The sequence below is a fragment of the Ureibacillus sp. FSL K6-3587 genome, assembly GCF_038593165.1.
Classification (GTDB): Bacteria; Bacillota; Bacilli; order Bacillales_A; family Planococcaceae; genus Ureibacillus; species Ureibacillus suwonensis.
This window is the reverse complement of record NZ_CP151969.1, coordinates 3,078,104-3,093,600: the sequence shown is the minus strand read 5'-3', so window position 1 is coordinate 3,093,600 and position 15,497 is coordinate 3,078,104. Positions and strand designations below refer to the sequence as shown.

The 15,497-nt window shown below is 39.8% G+C and carries 19 protein-coding genes; 17 read left to right on the top strand and 2 right to left on the bottom strand.

The window, feature by feature from the left end; translation table 11 throughout:
• Positions 1-49 precede the first annotated feature (49 nt).
• From cobA to NSS77_RS15210, 7 genes are all read left to right on the top strand, one after another.
• Complete coding sequence (gene cobA, locus NSS77_RS15240; protein ID WP_342469501.1) at positions 50-832, top strand: uroporphyrinogen-III C-methyltransferase; 783 nt, start codon at positions 50-52, stop codon at positions 830-832.
• 19 nt (positions 833-851) lie between these two features.
• Positions 852-1,448: a cob(I)yrinic acid a,c-diamide adenosyltransferase gene (locus NSS77_RS15235; protein WP_342469500.1), complete on the top strand. Its 597-nt coding sequence runs from the start codon at positions 852-854 to the stop codon at positions 1,446-1,448.
• 14 nt (positions 1,449-1,462) lie between these two features.
• Positions 1,463-2,986, top strand: a complete 1,524-nt coding sequence (locus tag NSS77_RS15230) for a cobyric acid synthase (RefSeq protein WP_342469499.1) — start codon at positions 1,463-1,465, stop codon at positions 2,984-2,986.
• 280 nt (positions 2,987-3,266) lie between these two features.
• Positions 3,267-4,385 (top strand): M20/M25/M40 family metallo-hydrolase, encoded by a 1,119-nt coding sequence (locus NSS77_RS15225; RefSeq protein WP_342469498.1) that lies wholly within the window; start codon positions 3,267-3,269, stop codon positions 4,383-4,385.
• A gap of 10 nt (positions 4,386-4,395) precedes the next feature.
• Entirely contained in the window at positions 4,396-4,881 is a 486-nt protein-coding gene (locus tag NSS77_RS15220) for a chemotaxis protein CheW (protein ID WP_342469497.1), read from the top strand.
• 72 nt (positions 4,882-4,953) lie between these two features.
• Positions 4,954-5,457 carry a DUF1648 domain-containing protein gene (locus NSS77_RS15215; protein WP_342469496.1) on the top strand — a complete coding sequence of 168 codons (504 nt, stop codon included), beginning with the start codon at positions 4,954-4,956 and terminating at the stop codon, positions 5,455-5,457.
• A gap of 18 nt (positions 5,458-5,475) precedes the next feature.
• Complete coding sequence (locus tag NSS77_RS15210) at positions 5,476-6,153, top strand: DNA alkylation repair protein (RefSeq protein WP_342469495.1); 678 nt, start codon at positions 5,476-5,478, stop codon at positions 6,151-6,153.
• A gap of 2 nt (positions 6,154-6,155) precedes the next feature.
• Here NSS77_RS15210 and NSS77_RS15205 read toward each other — a convergent pair whose 3' ends face one another.
• Positions 6,156-6,668, bottom strand: a complete 513-nt coding sequence (locus tag NSS77_RS15205) for a methylated-DNA--[protein]-cysteine S-methyltransferase (RefSeq protein WP_342469494.1) — start codon at positions 6,666-6,668, stop codon at positions 6,156-6,158.
• Between the two features lie 162 nt (positions 6,669-6,830).
• On the opposite strand from NSS77_RS15205, the gene NSS77_RS15200 reads away from it, so the two are divergent.
• The 10 genes from NSS77_RS15200 (at position 6,831) to NSS77_RS15155 (ending at position 14,760) form a co-directional block, all read left to right on the top strand.
• Positions 6,831-7,604, top strand: a complete 774-nt coding sequence (locus tag NSS77_RS15200; protein ID WP_342469493.1) for an ABC transporter ATP-binding protein — start codon at positions 6,831-6,833, stop codon at positions 7,602-7,604.
• Between the two features lie 31 nt (positions 7,605-7,635).
• Positions 7,636-8,190: a signal peptidase I gene (lepB, locus tag NSS77_RS15195; RefSeq protein WP_342469492.1), complete on the top strand. Its 555-nt coding sequence runs from the start codon at positions 7,636-7,638 to the stop codon at positions 8,188-8,190.
• Between the two features lie 143 nt (positions 8,191-8,333).
• Positions 8,334-8,984, top strand: coding sequence for a bifunctional precorrin-2 dehydrogenase/sirohydrochlorin ferrochelatase (locus tag NSS77_RS15190; RefSeq protein WP_342469491.1), 651 nt, complete (start codon positions 8,334-8,336; stop codon positions 8,982-8,984).
• 170 nt (positions 8,985-9,154) lie between these two features.
• Positions 9,155-9,370 carry a hypothetical protein gene (locus tag NSS77_RS15185; protein ID WP_342469490.1) on the top strand — a complete coding sequence of 72 codons (216 nt, stop codon included), beginning with the start codon at positions 9,155-9,157 and terminating at the stop codon, positions 9,368-9,370.
• Positions 9,371-9,904: 534 nt separating this feature from the next.
• Positions 9,905-10,048: a hypothetical protein gene (locus NSS77_RS15180; protein WP_342469131.1), complete on the top strand. Its 144-nt coding sequence runs from the start codon at positions 9,905-9,907 to the stop codon at positions 10,046-10,048.
• Positions 10,049-10,246: 198 nt separating this feature from the next.
• The gene (locus NSS77_RS15175) at positions 10,247-11,002 is read left to right on the top strand and encodes a 3D domain-containing protein (RefSeq protein ID WP_342469489.1); all 756 of its coding nucleotides are present in this window, start codon (positions 10,247-10,249) and stop codon (positions 11,000-11,002) included.
• Between the two features lie 248 nt (positions 11,003-11,250).
• A complete protein-coding gene (locus tag NSS77_RS15170; protein WP_342469488.1) occupies positions 11,251-11,994 on the top strand; it encodes a GTP cyclohydrolase II in 744 nt (247 codons plus the stop codon).
• Between the two features lie 11 nt (positions 11,995-12,005).
• Positions 12,006-13,121 (top strand): bifunctional diaminohydroxyphosphoribosylaminopyrimidine deaminase/5-amino-6-(5-phosphoribosylamino)uracil reductase RibD, encoded by a 1,116-nt coding sequence (ribD, locus tag NSS77_RS15165; protein ID WP_342469487.1) that lies wholly within the window; start codon positions 12,006-12,008, stop codon positions 13,119-13,121.
• The gene (locus tag NSS77_RS15160; RefSeq protein WP_342469486.1) at positions 13,108-14,187 is read left to right on the top strand and encodes an FAD-dependent monooxygenase; all 1,080 of its coding nucleotides are present in this window, start codon (positions 13,108-13,110) and stop codon (positions 14,185-14,187) included. The genes ribD and NSS77_RS15160 overlap by 14 nt, the downstream gene beginning before the upstream one ends.
• A gap of 18 nt (positions 14,188-14,205) precedes the next feature.
• Complete coding sequence (locus NSS77_RS15155; protein ID WP_342471304.1) at positions 14,206-14,760, top strand: HAD family acid phosphatase; 555 nt, start codon at positions 14,206-14,208, stop codon at positions 14,758-14,760.
• Positions 14,761-14,856: 96 nt separating this feature from the next.
• Here the strand turns inward: NSS77_RS15155 and NSS77_RS15150 are convergent, their stop codons facing one another.
• Positions 14,857-15,405, bottom strand: coding sequence for a biotin transporter BioY (locus tag NSS77_RS15150; protein WP_342469485.1), 549 nt, complete (start codon positions 15,403-15,405; stop codon positions 14,857-14,859).
• Positions 15,406-15,497 lie beyond the last annotated feature (92 nt).

Sequence of the window (15,497 nt, the reverse complement as noted above, 5' to 3'; positions counted from 1 at the left end):
AATTTTCAATTCAGTAAACAACAATGCAACTTTGTTCCGGGAGGGAAATATGAGCAAAGGAAAAGTATATTTAGTAGGAGCTGGACCTGGAGATGAAAAATTGATCACAGTCAAGGGGCTCGAATGCATACAGCAATCAGACTGCATTGTGTATGATCGGCTTATAAATCCATCATTGCTAGAGTATGCTCCCAAAAATGCAGAACGCATTTATTGCGGTAAATTGCCTGGAAAACATATGCTCATTCAAGAGGAAATTCATGAAATTCTTGTACAAAAAGCATTGGAAGGAAAGATTGTTACGAGATTAAAGGGAGGGGATCCCGGTATTTTTGGAAGAGTAGGAGAAGAAGCCAGTGTCCTCAAGCAGCATGGGATTCCCTTTGAAATTGTGCCTGGCGTTACTGCAAGTGTTGCAGCAGCCGAGTATGCCGGGATTCCATTAACCCATCGCGAATATGCATCCAGTGTTGCCCTTGTTACAGGACACGGATGTAAAGAAAATGGTCCTGATCATTTAAATTGGAGAGCACTCTCTGGAATCGATACGATTGCTTTTTATATGGGAGTTGGGAATTTACAGAATATTTGCCGTCAATTAATGCAAAATGGCAAAGCCCCCGGTACTCCGGTCGCGATTATCGAAAATGGTACGACGAAGGTACAACGAACCATTTCTGGAACATTAGATACGATTTCCCAATTGGCTGCGAGCGAAAAGATTACAAATCCTGCCATGATCATTGTGGGTGAAGTTGTAAAGGTAAGAGAACAAGCAATGTGGTTTGAAGATACCTTATATAAAACAAAAAACAATACCAATACACAATAATGGAAGGAGGAGAATGACAATGAAACATAAAGGACTCACTTTAATATATACTGGTGATGGTAAAGGGAAAACGACTGCAGCGTTGGGACTAACATTGCGTGCAATTGGCCGTGGAATGAATGTCTGTTTTTTACAGTTCATTAAATCGAAACAACGTATTTACGGTGAAGCCATTGCCTTAGAAAAATTAGGAGTTGCAATGGAACAATTAGGCCTCGGTTGCATTAGCCAAGGCGAAGAAGGGAAAGGCTCCGTTAAGGTTGAACAATTAGGAATCGGATTTACATGGACGAAGACACCGGAAGAGCATCGGGAAGCTTTGAAAAAAGGGTGGGAAATTGCAAAACAAGCCCTCCAAGATCCAACGATTGATTTATTAGTGTTGGATGAACTAAACAATGCTCTCAGTATTACAAACTTTCCGGTTGATGACGTAATTCCTCTTGATGAAGTGATCACAGCACTTCAAAATCGTCCAAAACATATGAATGTCGTGATTACAGGCCGTAATGCGAAACAAGAATTGATCGACATTGCAGATTTGGTTTCGACTATCGATTGTACGAAACATTATTATAATGAAGGAATTTCGGCGGTAAAAGGCCTGGAATTTTAAAGGAGAGAAAATATTTGCGTGCAAGTTCAATTATGATACAAGGAACGTCTTCTGATGTGGGGAAAAGTGTTCTTTGTACGGCACTTTGCCGCATCTTCTCCAATGCAGGATACAAAGTTGCCCCTTTTAAGTCTCAAAATATGGCATTGAATTCCTATGTTACCCAGAATGGGGAAGAAATCGGCCGAGCTCAAGGGGTGCAGGCAGAAGCTGCCAGGATAATCCCTAATTCAAAAATGAATCCGATTTTGCTCAAACCGAAACAAGATATGGTTTCGGAAGTCATCGTTCATGGGAAGCATTTTATGGATATGGGTGCAACAAATTATCGAGAGAACTTTACGCTGCAAGCAATGCCAATTGTGGAAAAAGCCATCCATGACTTGGAACAATCCTACGATATTATTGTGGCAGAAGGTGCCGGCAGCCCTGCGGAGATTAATTTAAAAGACCGCGACATTGCGAATATGCGGGTAGCAAAAATGCTGGATGCCGATGTGTTCCTCGTTGCAGACATCGACCGGGGCGGAGTTTTTGCTTCAATTGTCGGCACGCTTGCATTGTTGGATGAAGAAGAACGGAAACTTGTAAAAGGTATCATCATTAATAAATTTAGAGGGATGATTGAATTACTTCAGGATGGCATACAATGGCTTGAAAACTATACCGGAATTCCCGTTATTGGGGTTATCCCTTATTTAGACTGCCAGATTGAAGCTGAAGATTCTTTAGCCCTCGATACTTTAAAACTAAAAAACCCTAAAAAGAAATGCCCTATTGATGTGGCTTGTATTCAATTGCCGAGAATATCTAATTTTACAGACTTAGATCCGTTGTTTGAGGAGCCTGACGTAGGGGTACGCTTAGTTAGAGATGTGAAGGAGTTAGGAAATCCAGATTGCATCATCATACCTGGTACAAAAAATACAACGGGCGACTTAATGTGGTTAAAAGAAACGAAATTATTTGAAGCTATTCAACAATGTTATTCAAAGGGCAGCAGAGTTTTCGGAATTTGTGGCGGTTATCAAATATTAGGCGAGAAACTTCTCGATCCTGATGGTGTAGAAGGAAATTTGAAGGAAGTCTCAGGCCTTTCTCTACTGCCGATACAAACGATCTTTGAAAAAAATAAAAGAACGACCCAAACAAAAGGCAAAATTCATTCAACGCTTTTCCAAAAAGAAATTGAAGTGGAAGGATACGAGATTCATTTAGGCCAAACAAAGGTAAAGGAAAATGCATTACCTTTTTTACAATTAAATGATGGAACAACGGATGGTATTATTGTTCATAATGGGAAAGCCATTGGCACATATTTACATGGCATCTTCCAAAATCGCTATTTTACAAGGGCGTATTTTAATGAAATAAGAAAAAGTAAGGGGTTGAATCCATTACCAATGGAAGTACAAACGGATAAAGAACGCCGTGAACAGGCATATGAAATACTGGCAGAACAAGTGCAAAGCTGTTTAAATATGGAATATATATATGCTTTATTAGAAAAACAAAAATTAATGAAAAATGGGAAGTAAATGTCGAATTACAAATAGCCTTCAATCCAAAGTATTTTTCGGATTGGGGGCAATTTTGCATTGCTTAGGATTCACCAATTTATGCTAGACTCCGCACTTATTTTCCTATCTGTGCTATAGAAACATCCCCTAACGCCATAATCAACAACACCCTTTCTGCTGGAAAATTAATAAGTTGAAAAGAAGAATTAACCTTTCAAACAATAAAACCTTTGTAATTGTATTCTGAAACAGTAAAGCGTAGAATGAGGATGAATAGTGGAAAAAAGGGGTTTTGAACATGGAAAATAGTCGTTTAGTGAATGAATTTATCGAGTTAGTCCAAATTGATTCAGAAACAAAACATGAGGAAAAAATAGCACCAATTCTTGTAAATAAATTGGAAGATTTAGGTTTTTCTGTTTATCAAGATGATGCTCATACACGCAATGGTCATGCGGCAGGAAATATTATTGCCACTTTGGAAGGATCATTGGATGTTGAACCGATTTATTTTACCGTACATATGGATACGGTTGTTCCTGGGAAGGGCATTAAACCACAAATAAAAGAAGATGGCTATATATATTCTGACGGCACAACCATTTTAGGCGCCGATGATAAAGCTGGAATTGCTGCACTTTTGGAAATGGTTCGCCGTCTTAAAGAACAGTCCATTGAACACGGTACAATACAATTCATTATTACAGCAGGCGAAGAAGATGGTCTTGCCGGCTCTAAGGAGTTGGATCGGGATAAAATTATTGCCAAGTACGGCTATGCGGTTGACAGCGATGGAAAAGTGGGAGGAATCGTTGTTGCGGCTCCTTATCAAGCAAAATTAAATGTAAAAATCTTTGGAAAAACAGCCCATGCAGGAGTGGAACCGGAAAAAGGGATTTCTGCTATTACATTGGCAGCGAAAGCCATTGCGGAAATGAAATTAGGGCGCATCGATCATGAAACAACGGCCAATATCGGTCGTTTTGAAGGGGGAAAGGCAACCAATATCGTCTGTGATGAAGTATTCATCCTTGCCGAAGCCCGCTCCATCAATAAAGAAAAATTGGACCGGCAAACAGCACACATGAAACAAACATTCGAACAAACTGCCGAAAAGCTTGGCGGACGTGCGGAAGTGGACGTGCAACTGATGTATCCCGGCTTTTCAGTCAGTGAATCGGATCAAGTGGTGAAAGTGGCGGCGGAAGCGGTTCAAAACATTGGCCGTACACCTCAGATAGGGGTTTCTGGAGGAGGCAGTGACGCCAACATCATCTCAAGTTTTGGCATTCCTACAGTCAATTTGTCAGTAGGCTATGAAAATATTCATACAACAAATGAACGGATGCCTATTGAAGAATTGGAAAAACTGGCCGATTTATTAGTAGAAATCGTAAAATGTTCAAGCAAGAAATAGATAATCTGAGGTGATTTTATTGAAATCAATTATTTTTCGCTGCGAGAAGGAAGAATACGGGATATCGATCGATCAAGTCGTTTCGATCGAAAAAATCGGAAAAATAACACCGATTCCGCATTTGCCAAACTATTTGGTCGGTTTTACACGCATCCGCGGTGAACTGGTGCCGGTGCTTGATTTTAATATCATTTTATACAATAAACCCACAACAGATCCTTTGGCCAGAATCGTTGTATTAAATACGGATATTGTAAATTTCGGTTTGGTTGTAAGTGAAGCAAAAGAAATTATCGATATACGGGAAGATGATATCCAGCAAGTGGGTCTCGTGAATTACTTCCAAACAAAATACTTTACGGCGGTTGCCAATTTGGAGGACCGGATGATTACGATTGTGAATCCGAAAGTATTGGTGAATTCTTTGGAAGGGATCCGGGAAATTATCGATTATTTACATCAATTGCTGGCGGAAGAAAAAGAAAGCAATGCTTGACAGACTTTATGGCTAGAAAAAGGTGTAGACCCTTTTCTAGCTTCATTTTTATAAAAGGTGGGATGAGGAGAAATGAAATATCCATATCGGCCAATACTGCACATTCCGAAAACGAAAACCGAAAAAATCTTTGACATCATCGGCATTGGCTGTTTTCTTGTATCGATTCTTTATATCGTTCTTCAATGGAATCATCTCCCTGATCAAATTCCGGGTCATTTTAATGGAAAAGGAGAAGTGGACCGTTGGGGGTCAAAATATGAACTATTTATTTTGCCTGTTATTGGTTTGTTTATTCTGTTGTTGAACACCGCTTTTGAAAAAGCGCCCCACATGCATAATTATCCAAAGCGGCTGAATGAATCGAATGTGGAAGCGTTTTATTTGAACAGCCGAAAAATGCTCAATGCGATGAAAAATTTATGCATGGTGTTCTTTGCCTATTTGAATTTTGAAATGGTTCAAATCGGATTGAAGCAGAAAGAATCCCTCGATCCATGGTTTATACCGGCATTTATCGTCATCGTTTTCATACCATTGGCCATCGGTATCTATAAACAATCGAAAATCAAATAATCCCCATGGAGTGATGTAATGAACGTCCGTCAAAAACTCATGGAATTGTCTGAAGAAAAATACCGGCTTTTTCAAAAAACATTAATTCCAAATCAGGAAAACATTTTAGGGGTGCGTCTGCCGATTTTAAGAACGTTGGCAAAAGAGATTTCGAAAGAGGATTGGGAAGGTTTTCTGCGGAATGGGAAAGAGGAAAATTTTGAAGAAATCATGTTGAAAGGGATGGTCATCGGGCAGGTGAAACTGCCCTTGAAAGAAAGGCTGGATTGGATTCGATGGTTTGTGCCGAAAATCGATAATTGGGCTGTCTGTGACAGTTTTTGCAGCGGTTTGAAGTTTGCAAAAAAGCATCCGGATGAAGTTTGGCAATTTATTCTGCCATATTTTCGTTCCGACAAAGAATTCGAAATCCGCTTTGCGGTGGTCATGTGTTTGAGCTATTTTATTGAAGAATCTTATCTTCAAGAAATTTTCCGAATATTCAACGGAATCCATCATGACGGCTATTATGTAAAGATGGCCACAGCCTGGGCGATTTGTGAAGCCTATTTGAAATATCCGGAAGAAACAACAAACTTTCTTCGTTCGAATTCATTGGACGATTTTACACATAATAAAGCGCTGCAAAAAATCACAGAATCCCGTCGCATCAGCAAAGAAGAGAAAGAAATGATCCGGAAGTGGAAACGATCATGAAGTTAATAGGAAATCCCTTCCAATTCCAACAAACGTTTTTTCACATCCAGCCCTCCGCTATATCCCGTAAGGCTTCCACTTTTTCCAATGACCCGATGGCAAGGGATGACGATCGATAACGGATTGCTGCCAATGGCGCCCCCGACGGCTCGGACGGCTTTAGAATTTCCGATTTGTCTGGCCACTTCACCATAAGTTGTCGTCATCCCGTATGGAATATCGCATAACGCTTTCCATACTTCTTGTTGAAAAGGGGTGCCATGAAGATCGAAAGGCAATGAAAATTCTTTGCGTTGCCCGTTTAAATATTCAATGAGCTGTGAAATATACGGTTTCATAAATGATCCTTCTTCAATCACTTCACAATGGGGAAATCGTCTTCGGCAATACTGGGTCAATTCCTCCATGGAAGAATGGTCTGTGCCAACAAAAACCAACCCCTTTTCGGAAGAAGCGATATATAAGTGCATATATGGATGTTTGACATGTGCGGCATAAATGACTTTCTTTTCCAATCTGATCCCCCCGGATTCATGCAATCCCTATTTGCTTTATGATAACGAAAAACTCATTTTTTATGGATATTTGTTTTATTCTAATTTTTATCACTTTTCTCAAAAAAACGATTTATTGTAATATTATATTATTATATATCATGGTAAGATGGGGGAAGAAAGTTGATACACTTAAAAGATGTAACGGTCATACGGAATGGAAAATATCTATTAAAAGGGATCGATTGGGATGTAAATAAAGGTGAACATTGGGCCATTCTGGGATTGAACGGCTCCGGCAAAACTTCATTGTTGAACGTCATTAACGGATATTTATACCCGACTTCAGGAAAGGTTGAGGTGTTGGACCAGGAATTTGGGAAAACAAACATTCCGGAATTGCGGAAAGAGATCGGTTTTATCAGTTCTTCATTAAAGCAGCAATTAAAAGATTATGATATCGTGTTGAGCGTAGTGCTCAGCGGAATATTTGCATCCATTGGCTTGTATGAAGCGGTTGAGAAAAAAGATGTGGAAATGGCCCGCACACTCATGGAACAATTGGGAATTGAACATTTGGAAAATACCCGATACGGTTTATTATCTGAAGGCGAGAAGCAACGGGTGCTGATTGCAAGGGCGCTTATGGCCAAACCGAAAATATTGATTTTGGACGAGCCTTGCAACGGATTGGATTTGATCGCCCGTGAAGAGTTCCTGGAATTTATCGATCGGCTAGCCAAACAAGAGTTTTGCCCAACATTGATTTACGTTACCCATCACGTGGAAGAAATTTTGCCTTGTTTTTCCCATGTTCTGTTAATGAAAGATGGGGAAGTATATGAAAAAGGATTGGCAAGAGATTTATTGACAGAGGAAACATTGACCCGGTTCTTCGGCCGCGAAGTATCCGTACAAGAACAGCAAAACCGTACTTGGATTGCAATCAAATCATGAAATACCCATTTCAATTAGAGGAGCAATGCGGATGAAAGAAAACAAAATCGTGAAAGAACTTGCATCTTGGTTTTTGGTAATTTTGATGGGGTATGCTATTGCATTCATATGCAGAGAGTATATCTTTTCCCCCGTCGTGGTGGATGGTGCCTCGATGTCTCCGACTTACGAAAATGAGGATATCATTCTGGTAAGCAAAATAAGCAAAATAGAACGATTTGATCATATTGTTTTTAAAGCTCCTTATGAAGACGAATATTATATTAAAAGGGTCATTGGCTTGCCCGGAGATACGATTGAAATGAAAGACGATGTTTTGATCATCAATGGAAAAGAGTATGAAGAGCCCTATGTGAATCGCAATTCAGTCTCGCAAATGCGCACGACGGAAAACTTTACTCTGGAAGAATTGACAGGGGAAAAGACTGTTCCGGAGGGCTATATTTTTGTATTGGGCGATAATCGTTTGAGAAGTTACGATAGCCGGCATTTTGGATTGATTCCATTGGATGATGTGTACGGAGAATCAAAAATGCGGATTTATCCATTGAAGAACATGAAAATTTTTTATAAACCTGTTGAGTGACACTTTTAAATGGATATTGGTACATATAAAAAATGCCAATTTGGGATTCCTGGGAACACCATTTTTCAATCGGGAAAAATGGTGTATTTTTTTATTAAGTTTTTTGTATTCACATCTAAAGCTTATCGAAGAAGGTGTTTGGCATGTATTATCCTATGATGATGAAATTGGAAGGAAAAAAGGTTGTCATCATTGGCGGCGGACGGGTTGCTTTTCAAAAACTGAAGGGGCTCGAAAATACGAAGGCGAAGATTACGGTTGTGAGTCCAACCATCATTCCGGAAATGGAAGAATGGCTGAACGAGCATGATGCCATATGGATTCAAAAGGAGTTTGAACCATCGGATATCGAACAGGCTGATCTCATTTTTGCAACAACAAATGATCCGAAAGTAAATCAAGCAATAGGGCTGCATAAAAAAGGGCATCAATTATTGCTTCGTGCGGATCATCCAAAGGAAAGCGATTTTATTACTCCAGCCGTGGTCCAGAGAGGAAAACTTACCATTTCGATTTCTACGGATGGGGCGAGTCCGGGTTTATCCAAAAAAATTAAAAAAGAGTTGGAACAACAATTTGATGAAAATTTTGGGGAATATGTGCAATTTCTGGAAGATGCAAGAAGGGTTGTTTTGAAACAAATCGGTGATGCATCCTTGAGAAAATCCATTTTGACCCGTTTATTGGATCCTGTTTTTTATGAGTTGACAATGGAAAGGAAATTGAAAAAAAGGGATCATTTGTTGATGGATTTGATAAAGTCGGTCATTAACGACGATAAAAATATTATGTAAACAAAAAACGGTTGATTTGATCAATGTTTGTATCGCGGATTTTTATTTTCCGGATAAATGGGAGTTCAGGCGGATATAAATGGGCTTGCTATAAATAAAAAAGGGGATGCCGCCCACACAGCCAATTGTAAACAAGTTTGCATACAATGCAGTAAGGAAGGGGGCAGACAATGTTTGAAAAAATCAAATATTTAATTGGAAAGCCCATTGGTGTTTATCTGAAAAACGGATTAAGCGTTTCCGGTGTATTGTGTGATGCAAACGAACACGAAATTTCCATCATGGAATATTTATACCAGGAAAAATTTGTACAGCGTCATTACGATTTTCATATGATTCAAGGTATTTATATGTTTCCAAGCTGCTCGGATGAATATTTAAACTGACGTCCTCTGGATTATATTCTGGAGGATTTATTTTGTTTCCCATTTTTGAATGAAATGAATCGGTTGAAAAAGGGAAATGTAGCGGTGTCTCAGTGCATCGCTACATTTTTTAGTGCGCCTGGCATGGGTGTAATCTATAGGGTGTAAGTCCCGAACTGTGAAGGCAGAAGTAACAGTTAGCTTAACGCAAGGGTGTCCGTGGTGACGCGGAATCTGAAGGAAGCGAGCGGCAAACTTCCGGTCTGAGGAACACGAACTTCATATAAGGCTAGGTATCATTGGATGAGTTTGCTAAACAAAACAAAGTCCTTTCTGCCAAAGGTGGTACAGAGTAAATGAAGCAGATAGATGGAAGGAAAGATTACATTCTTACCCGGGGAGGTCTGGCGGATAGGTGAAATACTCTTCATAACCTACTTAGTGATAAGTAGCTGAACCGTCAGAAGTCAGCAGAGGTCATAGTATTAGTTGGTTTAGAACTACTAAGAAGGACCGAACAATGAAGAGAGAATAGCCCTTGGCATTCAGTGAGTCATGATGAACACAGAAAACGTAGTACCTCACTTGAGGAAGGAAGCGGTGAATCCCGTGGGAGACCTCTTGGAGGGTGGAGTGACCACTGGCATAAAGAGAACAGCTATTCACGGAAGTTATAAAAACTTGCGTCAATTATCTTAATTGAACCGCCGTATACGGAACCGTACGTACGGTGGTGTGAGAGGACGGGAGTTAATCGCTCCCTCCTACTCGATTTACTAGTTTATAAGGTGGATTAATTAATTTTATAAAAATATGAATAATAAATGAAACATTTGGGCATTACTTAGTACGAATTGACATTCAATAAGCAAGTTTGTTTGTTAAGGAGGACTAAGTATGCTAAGGAAAATCAGTTTATTATTATTATTGGCAATGACATTGTTTACTACATCGTTGACATATGCGGAAGAATTATCATTGGAAGAGTCTAGAATTGGAATATTAAAGAATCTGTTGGGAAACAGAGTGGTGGAAGATGCCATCACCCGTCAATTGGCTTTTGAAAAAGAAGATGAAGACTATATCATATACACTGTGAAAGAAGGGGACAACTTATTCCGGATTGCATATAATCATAGCGTCCCATTGGATTTGTTGATGGAATGGAATGACTTGGATGATACTTTGATCCATCCGGGAAAAGAATTGATCATTAAAACCGATGGAAAGTACAAAAAAGAATATAAACCGATTTCCGTTGTGGCTGACGCCACTCAACAAATCGCTCCAAAAAAAGAAAAAAATACAGCCAATCATGACGCTGCACAACAGGTTGTTGCCAGCGTTGAACCGGCATCTTCCGGGAAAGAATTGATGGTTACTGCGACAGCTTACACTGCATATTGCAAAGGTTGCTCGGGAACGACGGCCTATGGAATTAATTTACGTGAAAATCCCCATTTAAAAGTGATTGCCGTTGATCCGAACGTCATTCCACTTGGCACAAGAGTATGGGTGGAAGGATATGGGTATGCCATTGCCGGCGATACAGGCGGGGCCATCAAAGGAAATAAAATCGATGTTTTCATTCCTTCCTATGATGAAGCAATGCAATGGGGAGTAAAAAAGGTAAAAGTGAAAATCCTGGATTAATGAACTGAAAAATTGGTGCTAAATATCACTTCATTTTCAATCCCTTGAAAATGAAGTGTTTTTTTATTGAAAGGGTTTCCGAATGAAAGAATCAATTTTCAAACAGATATTACCACATAATGTAAACTGACTTGGAAAACACTTCTTTTGATTTTTGCAGTTATTTCAGATATATTTAAAAAAGCAACTATAATTCCTATTAAAAACATAGGATTTTTTTATAGATTCGTTGAATTTAGGTGATGAAAATGAAAAACTTGTTAATGAATAAAAACGATATTTTGCTGAAAAAAATGCAATTGATTCCATATAAAGATCATGAACAAATTTGCCTCGTCGGTCCTGTGAAATTGCCTGTGAAACAGGGGGATTTCGAGGCCACATTCCAATGGTATACGTGGTTGAAATTGGATCAACCCATCTCGACAAAAGAACAAGTGCTGGATTATATTTTAAGTGCAAACTTGCAAGAGTCCCAGCAATCTTCCGTATTGATTTACGGGGACTTCCAAAATGAAAAGGAAGCCCTGATTCGCATGCATAGCATCTGCCATACAGGAGATATTTTCGGCAGCCAGCGCTGTGATTGCGGCTATCAACTGCATGAATCCATGAAAATGATTGTGGAACATGGATGTGGGGCGATTTTTTACTTGGCCAATCACGAAGGGCGTGGAATCGGGTTATTTTCCAAATCGTTGGCCTACCTGTTGCAGGAAGAAGGCTACGACACGGTGGAAGCCAATCATGCATTAGGTTTTGAAGATGATTCGAGATCTTACGAAGAAGCGATTAAAGTGCTCGAAACATTGCGGGATAAACCGGTAACATTGATTACGAATAATCCAAGAAAACTGGAAGCCCTCAAACGCCATGGATTGCTTGCGGATAAACATATTCCAATATGGGGTGGATTAACGGAAACAAACCGGCGCTATTTGGAAACGAAAATCAAGAAGGCAGGACATATCCCGGAAAAGCAATTGTTTTAGGAGGGGTCAACGTGTTCACAGATCGGGATTTTATGGAATTGGCATTAACTATGGCGAAAACTGCAAAGGGAAAAACGAACCCCAATCCGCTTGTCGGAGCGGTGATTGTGAAAGACGGGGTGATTGTTGGAACCGGAGTCCATCGGAAAGCGGGGGAACCCCATGCGGAAGTCCATGCATTTAACATGGCCGGTGAACATGCAAAAGGGGCCACTTTATATGTAACCCTCGAGCCATGTTCCCATTACGGCAAAACCCCTCCTTGCGCAGATTTGGTAAAAAATTCTGGTGTTCAAAGGGTGGTGGTCGCAACCCTCGATCCAAATCCTAAAGTCTCTGGAAGAGGTGTTCAAATTCTTCGGGAAGCCGGCATTGAAGTTGAAGTAGGTTTATTGGAAAAAGAAGCTCAAAAGCTGAATGAACGCTTCTTCCATAATATGATCGCAAACCGCCCTTTTGTGACGTTAAAATATGCCATGACTTTGGACGGGAAAATAGCCACTCATTCAGGACATTCAAAATGGATTTCCGGAGAAGAATCAAGGTTGCAAGTTCATCAACTCCGCAACGAATCCGATGCGATTCTGGTTGGAATCGGTACGGTCTTAAAAGATAATCCTTTATTGACAACAAGACTTCCAAATCAGAAAGGGAAAAATCCGGTTCGTGTCGTTTTGGACAGCCGTTTGCAGATTCCGTTGGATGCGAATGTATTAAATGATGAAGCGAAAACGATCATTGTTACGACAACCGACGCCAATCCAAAGAAAATCGCGGAACTGGAAAAGAAAAATGTCACTTTTATCTATTGTTCAAAAGTTCAAAACGGCATCAATCTGGAAGAAATGTTGGAGCAATTATATAAACATGGAATAACCGATCTAATAGTGGAAGGCGGAGGAGAAGTGAATGCCTCCTTTGTTAGGGCGGGACTTGTCAATAAATATATTCTTTATATTGCGCCTAAAATTTTAGGAGGCCGAAATTCCATTTCCCCGGTTTCCGGTGAGGATGTGGATACGATGGATATGGCATCGAAAGTTGAAATTGACTCCATTGAACGGATCGGTGAAGATTTATGCATCATTGCCTATCCAAAGCCAGGTGAACTTCATGCCCAGTACTGATGTTTTGATTGTGGGAGCAGGTCCGGCAGGCTCCCTTCTTTCACTTCTGCTCGCCAAAAAGGGTGTTTCAGTCATTCTCATCGAACAACATAAAGACATTGCCAAAGAATTCCGGGGAGAACATTTGAATGAAGAGGGGGAAAAAGTCCTCAGAAAACACAATCTATATTCAAAAATTGAAAAACTCGGCTTATTAAAAATGGAAGTCGTTGAATATTGGAAAAATGGGAAACTTTTCAAAATGATTCAGCCGGAAGAAAAAATTGGGCATTTGGGCATCCATGTGCCACAAGCCCATTTATTATCAGTGATCATTGACGAAGCCGGTAAATATGAAAATTTTTCGTTAATGACAAGCACGAAAGTCATCGATTTATTGAAAGATGAGGATGGACATTTTATCGGAATTAAAGCGAAGAAACACGGAGAAGAAATGAATATTTATAGCTCAATCATTATTGGAGCGGATGGAAGATATTCCATTGTCCGGAAAAAAGCGGGCATTGAAACGGCGATAAGGAAACACGGCTATGATTTGCTTTGGGCAAAAGTCCCTGCACCCCATGATTGGAAGCCTTCCATTAAAATGGCGGAAATCGATGGTTATCAATTGGCATTGTTTACCCAAACAAAAGGTTTTGTCCAAATTGGATGGAATATAGAACAAGGTTCATTTCCGAAAATTCGCAAACAGCCCTTAGAGGAGTTTTTGCTCAAATTCATTCAGGCGTTTCCGGAATTGGAAGAAACGGTTCGAAAACATATTACGTCCTGGGAAGATTTTGTTTTGCTCGATGTACATAGCAATTTTACGGAAGTTTGGAAAAAGGACAATGTACTGTTGATTGGGGATGCATGCCACACCATGACGCCGACCGGGGCCTTTGGGTTGAACAGTGCATTGGTGGATGCGGATCGGTTGGCGGAATGCATTGAACCGGGCAATATCAATGAATCAAAGTTAATACAATGTGAAAAGCAAAGAAAAGAGGAAGTAAAAAAACTGCTCGATTTACAAATCGAGAAGGAAAAAAACTTCGCAAATCAATTTATTATCATAGAATAGACAGAAAGTGGGTTTATGGTGAATATCGGATTTGATATTGATGATACGTTAATCAATCTGAGGGAACACGCTTTCCATATATATAATACAAAATTGGGAAAACAGGTGGATATCGCCCTTTTTCATCAGTTAAAAAGGGTTGAAATCCATGAACTTTTTGGGTTGAACGATGAACAGGGGCATCATTTGTGGAATTCCTTGGTGGAAGAAATTTATTTTTCCGATTGCCCTGCTTTCGAGGGGGCGATTGAATTTGTCAACCGGCTCGAAAGGGAAGGGCATGCCATTTTTTATATCACATCGAGACCGAAACAGTATTGTCAAAAAACGAGAAATTGGTTGAAAGAAAAAGGCTTTCCGGTCGTTGATCGACAATTTTATTGCGGAATGAAAGATCATGAGAAAGTGGAAATCATTAAGAAATTGGAATTGGATGTTTATTTTGATGATAAGCCCGCCGTTCTTGAAACGTTAAAAAGTTCGAACATTCATGTGTATGTGAAAAATCAATCCTATAATGAGCAAGTGCTTTTCCCGAGGGTTTATGAATGGAACAATTTCCAATTATTTTAAGGATGTACGAAAAAACCGAATGGCCGAAATAAATGGCCATTCGGTTTTCGTATGGATAGAAGGGGTATCTATTCATAAGCTTAATAAATAAGCAAATTAAACGTATTTTAATAAATTTGCGCTCAATAATCGTTGTCTTACAAGAATTCCTGCCCAAGCGGCGATGACACCTTTGATGATTTCCAATAGGATGAACGGTGCCGCACCGGCCATGAATGCCGCAAGAAATGACATGTCTGCGACCACTTTGAGCCAAAGGGTGCCAAAGGCCAGTGTCAGCATCATTCCTGCCACATTGGCGATCAATCCATGAAGATAAGTATAACCGAATTTATTTAAATACCAGCCCATGAATAATGCGGTAGGAATAAAGCCGATAATATAGCCGCCAGTTGGCCCGACAATAATGGAAAGTCCGCCAGACATTCCTGTAAATACCGGTAAACCGATCGCTCCAAGCAAACAATAAACAAGCACGCTTAAAGTGCCGTATTTTAAACCTAAAATAGTAACAATAAGTCCGATGGCGAGTGTTTGTCCGGTAATCGGAATGAGCGGAAGCGGGATTGTTATTTGAGCTAAAACGGAAATAATCGCTGCTCCAAATGCAATCAATACAAGTCCATATGTTTTTGAAGACGTCACAATTCTTATCCCCCTTTGTTAACCTTTCTCTATATTTGGTTTACAAAAAGGATATCGAACATTTTTTTAAAAGTCAATATGATGTTGATAGT

Excerpts from the sequence above, each read along its gene's own strand:
- NSS77_RS15190 (WP_342469491.1), top strand. The coding sequence starts at position 8,334 with ATGTATTATCCTATGATGATGAAATTGGAAGGAAAAAAGGTTGTCATC.
- cobA (WP_342469501.1), top strand. The coding sequence starts at position 50 with ATGAGCAAAGGAAAAGTATATTTAGTAGGAGCTGGACCTGGAGATGAA.
- NSS77_RS15180 (WP_342469131.1), top strand. The coding sequence starts at position 9,905 with ATGATGAACACAGAAAACGTAGTACCTCACTTGAGGAAGGAAGCGGTG.
- NSS77_RS15225 (WP_342469498.1), top strand. The coding sequence starts at position 3,267 with ATGGAAAATAGTCGTTTAGTGAATGAATTTATCGAGTTAGTCCAAATT.
- NSS77_RS15210 (WP_342469495.1), top strand. The coding sequence starts at position 5,476 with ATGAACGTCCGTCAAAAACTCATGGAATTGTCTGAAGAAAAATACCGG.
- NSS77_RS15185 (WP_342469490.1), top strand. The coding sequence starts at position 9,155 with ATGTTTGAAAAAATCAAATATTTAATTGGAAAGCCCATTGGTGTTTAT.
- lepB (WP_342469492.1), top strand. The coding sequence starts at position 7,636 with ATGAAAGAAAACAAAATCGTGAAAGAACTTGCATCTTGGTTTTTGGTA.
- NSS77_RS15160 (WP_342469486.1), top strand. The coding sequence starts at position 13,108 with ATGCCCAGTACTGATGTTTTGATTGTGGGAGCAGGTCCGGCAGGCTCC.
- NSS77_RS15170 (WP_342469488.1), top strand. The coding sequence starts at position 11,251 with ATGAAAAACTTGTTAATGAATAAAAACGATATTTTGCTGAAAAAAATG.
- NSS77_RS15175 (WP_342469489.1), top strand. The coding sequence starts at position 10,247 with ATGCTAAGGAAAATCAGTTTATTATTATTATTGGCAATGACATTGTTT.
- NSS77_RS15235 (WP_342469500.1), top strand. The coding sequence starts at position 852 with ATGAAACATAAAGGACTCACTTTAATATATACTGGTGATGGTAAAGGG.
- NSS77_RS15215 (WP_342469496.1), top strand. The coding sequence starts at position 4,954 with ATGAAATATCCATATCGGCCAATACTGCACATTCCGAAAACGAAAACC.